Origin of the sequence: Alteromonas sp. BMJM2 (assembly GCF_027257845.1) — a bacterium.
Lineage (GTDB): Bacteria > Pseudomonadota > Gammaproteobacteria > Enterobacterales > Alteromonadaceae > Alteromonas.
Genome location: NZ_JAPVOT010000041.1, coordinates 1 through 4348, shown reverse-complemented (window position 1 = coordinate 4348; position 4348 = coordinate 1). Strand labels below are relative to the sequence as shown.

Genomic DNA, 4348 nt, shown 5'->3' with positions numbered 1-4348 from the left:
GTGGCCAGCAACGGTCTCACCCTTAATTGCACTATTTGGATGTTAGGATGACAAACGTTGGTGACGTTTTCGACTGGTCAGTAGTTGGTTTTTGCTTGTGGAAGAGTTGATTTGCTTATGTTGGCTTATCTCCAAACCCGCGGAAAGCCCTTTGGTTGTCTAAAGATGGGTATGCCCCCTGAACTGCATTTTATCCCAAACGAAAACGATTCAGTGTTAAAGTAAACCAACCCAGTCCAAAACACAGCTGACACAGCGTGTGGTAAATAGCTTTAATTCTTCTTATACTCCTTAATTCTAATCGCTAATAGCTAACGGTAATGATGGATAATTTTCAGCTTGGAAAATGGACAGTGTCGCCAAACGAATGCACACTCAAAAGCGCCGATTTTGTCCAAAACATAGAGCCAAAAGCGATGGAGTTGTTGCTATTGTTAGCCAAGTCAAAAGGCGAATTAGTTACTAGGCAGGAGATAATGAGTACACTCTGGCAAGGCCGTTATGTCACTGATTTTGCTCTAAATAGTTTAGTCTCTTCGTTACGTAAACACCTTGATAAGCACGACAGCAATGCCTTCATAAAAACCCGCCCTAAACGCGGATACCAATTGATTCAGACTGTACAGGCGATTCAACCTTCAAAAACAATCAGCGAAGTTAAAGATTTAGGTGAACAGTCTCCACCTACTTTGAATAAAATGTCTCCGGTTAAAGCTATAAAACTGATAAGTTTGGCATTAATTGTCTTATTTCTGGTTGTAGTGTTAATACAATGGCTAAGTTCAATCAATCAAGAAAAGGCCAAGTCTATTGCTGTTTTATCTTTTTCTTTGATGGCGGACACCGATGATATTAGTTACTTTGCAGATGGATTGGCAGAAGAGCTCATTCATCATTTAGCCATGGTGCCAGAATTTAAAGTAATTTCGAGAACCTCATCTTTTGCTTTTCGTGATACCGCAATAACCACAGCTGAAATTGGCGATAAGTTAGGTGTTAGCTATTTATTGCAAGGCTCCGTTAGGCAGGAAGCACAGCTCTTAAAAGTAAATTTGCAAATTATTGACGCTGATGAAGATAGCACCCTTTGGTCTCAGAGTTTTGCTGCCAGTATTGATAACGCATTTAGTGACCAACAGCAGATAAGTAGCCAAGTGATTGCTACCTTAGGTGGCAAGTTTGACTATATTCCAGACGTACAAAAAAGATATAAACCTAGCTCAGGTGAGGCCTATTTACATTTACTTCGCGGACGCAAATACAATCAGATACGTTCTACAGATTCACTGCTAAAAGCGAGAGACGAGTTTACCATGGCTACCTTGCTCGATCCTAATTATGCAGAGGCCTATGTCGACCTTGCCGTTAGTTACCTATTGATGGCTCAAAATAAAATGCTAACACTCGAAGAGGCAAATAGAGAAGCCAATAAAGCTATTGAAGGCGCCCTTAAGCTCGATCCAAAGCTTTCTAAAGCGTATGCAGCAAAAGGCATTTTGGCATTTAATAATAATCAACTTGATACAGCTAAAGTTGCTTTCGAAAAAGCGCTTGCGTTGAATGGTGACCAATATTTGGCACTGATTAATTATGGGAATTTACTTAGGTCAAACTACCAAAGAGCCAAAGCGTTGCCATATTACGAGCGAGCATTAGAGATCGCGCCGTTATCCTCTCCAGCAAATTGGGGGATTGGTGCTATTTTGATTGGAATGGGCCGTTTAGATGACGCCATAAGCCGCTACCAACGCTGTGTTTACAGGTTGCCTGGCGACACAAATTGTGTGTTGGGTCTGGCTTATGCTCTGCGATTAGCTAATCAAACAGAGCAGGCAAATGCAAGTTTCGATTCCCTAGATAGGAACAAACTTGGGCAAGAGTATTACTACAGAATGGCTCAAGCATGGCACCATCTATGGAAAGGTGAGCCATTAATGGCAGAAGCAATTCATGAATCGTTATTAACCCAGTTTGGTTTTGAGATTGAAGCACTACAAACAATTACGTTAACGCAATATAATTTAGGCAACCAAGTGAGTTGGTTTGAACGCTTCAGAGCGGCATTTCAGCTGAACAACAAGACCAGCACCTTGAAAGCTAACTATGGGCTAGCGGCTTTTTATGCTAATAGGTGTGACATTGCCCTGCCCATATTCGAAGAGTTGTTCACGACTCAAAATCAGCTCTTCACCGACGCTGATCTCATGGCGAATGGTGTTTCTTATGTTGCTATGTTAACTTATTGCTACAAGCAAACGGATAATGTGCAAGGACAACAGCAAATCATCAATTTTTATGCCTCGTTAATTGAAAACCCACCTAAAAATGTCAGCTTCATACCCGGTTTGGTTTATGCCCAGGCGCAATACTTTGCTTTGGTAGGTAATTTTGAAAAGTCAGGAAAACTGCTTTCCACGCTAAGGCAAAGTGACTGGCACTTAGCGTGGTTGATCGCTAAAAATCCTATCTTTTCAATGCCATAGTTCGCCTACAAAGTGCTATAGCTCCTAAGCTACTTAACAGTAACCAACTCGTTACAGGTGCCGATACAGATGAAGGCGGAACTTGTGTTGCGTTCATAAAAACGCCTGAAGCTGATGTAAAGGATATCGGTGAGTCAAATGCTAGGTGCGCTGAATTGAAGAAATCAGCGTTTCCTGACACATTTAAACTTAACCTAAAGTCAACGACCGTTATTTTCCCTGTTTCTAATGAGAACAACCCATTGAATGTATCCCCTAAGTCGGATAAGGATGTCCAATCTCCAAATGTTGAGGCCATGGGGGTTTGAAAACCAGGGTCACCGAAAGTTAAGGGGTCACCCGCCTCAAAACCAGGGTTTAGGAAAGAAAGTACAAAGTTGTCTGGATAGACTGTTGTGGCTAAAGATAACTCATCATCATCGCTAATCAGACTAAATTGTAAACTGGCTCTTGATGGCCGCGAACTTAGATAGGGGAAAAATATTCCCTCCCAATCTATGCCTATGCCTAAATCAACTGTCGAACCTGCCACTTGACCTGATAAGTCGAAGGTGAGTGTATCAATTAAAGTGACCACAGCATTTGTCGCTAAACTTGAGGATGGGATGGAGGGTATCAAGGTTGTCTTCGCTCCTACCGAACCAGTAGATAGGTCACCGCGTATTTTAGCGGTTCGATCAATATTTGTTTGGTCACCAATTGCTTCGTCGCGAAGTACAGAAGTAACGCCACCCAATTCCTCATCGTATATAGCATTGGTATGTACACCCAACTGATAGTCAATGCCATAACCAACGTCTTCAATTAAGGTTGCTTGCGCTGGACGAATAACCAAGGTTGTTAACATAGTCATTGATGCAAATAGTGTCATTACATTATTTTTCATAAAATTTCCTTTTTCGTGTTTCAACATGAGTTCGTTAGAGTGATTTTTGTTTTGAGTTGTTTTGGGTGAAAATCAACTCAAAAAAGCTAGCATGTGCTGCTAAAAGAAAGTGTCAAAAATATATAAGAAAAATATAAAGGGGCTATTTACAGGGGCTAGCGGTGTCTTAAAAAACCTTGGAGTTATCTGTATTTAGTAGAAGGATTAACTTTAGTTAGGGACAAATTCTGTTACTAACCGTTTAATAATCGCTCAATTCATTGGATTATTTAAAAGGCAAGTAGCATGTTTGTAGTTATACCCTCTCCTTTTTTGGCAATAAATGACTTAAAAAAAGACACTGAATAGTTAATCCAAAGTCACTTTTTGGGGATTGTTATGAGGCACTTATTAATTAAAAAGAGAGTTTCTGCAGTCATTGCTTTAGCTATTGAAATTTAACTGTTTTAGTCGGGTGTTTATTAAAGCCAGTGGGTTTTAAGCCTACCTATTCCCTTACGGTTGCTGCTAGCAAGATATTCCAGTGAGTTAAGCAAAGTGATGCAAATTATTCACCGCGGCATTTCAACGCATATTGTAAACAAAGCAGGCTTTTCCAACAAATAAGCAAAGACGTGAGCACCATCGTATAATGATATGGTCGAACTCGTGTACACCATCAGCCATCGCATCGCTAAATATTTAGAGAAAGTCGGCCTCGTTGTGCGCCACCTCTAAGGTTTCAGTTCCAAAGGACTGTTCACATTAAACACTAACAGACGTAAGTTTCACAAATATCACCACAAACATCTGTTTGAATGGATCAAGTCATCAAAAAGACAGCTGTAACGAAGGGTAGGAGTATAAGTAAAACAAACGCTATATGCTATCCTTCGTTGCAGCTGGCTTTTAGTGTGGCTAGATGTCCGTTACGAAGATGGTTTAGGCATTTGGGTTAATTGCACAGTTTTCATTGTTTGATCTTTTCAAGTCTTTGGTA

2 protein-coding genes are annotated in these 4348 nt (G+C 40.5%); one reads left to right on the top strand and one right to left on the bottom strand.

From position 1 onward, the window contains the following. Positions 1-320: 320 nt before the first annotated feature. Entirely contained in the window at positions 321-2483 is a 2163-nt protein-coding gene (locus O9X84_RS19330) for a winged helix-turn-helix domain-containing tetratricopeptide repeat protein (RefSeq protein WP_269521288.1), read from the top strand. Here the strand turns inward: O9X84_RS19330 and O9X84_RS19325 are convergent. Continuing rightward, positions 2464-3369 (bottom strand): hypothetical protein, encoded by a 906-nt coding sequence (locus O9X84_RS19325; RefSeq protein WP_269521287.1) that lies wholly within the window; start codon positions 3367-3369, stop codon positions 2464-2466. The genes O9X84_RS19330 and O9X84_RS19325 overlap by 20 nt on opposite strands. Between the last annotated feature and the right edge of the window lie 979 nt (positions 3370-4348).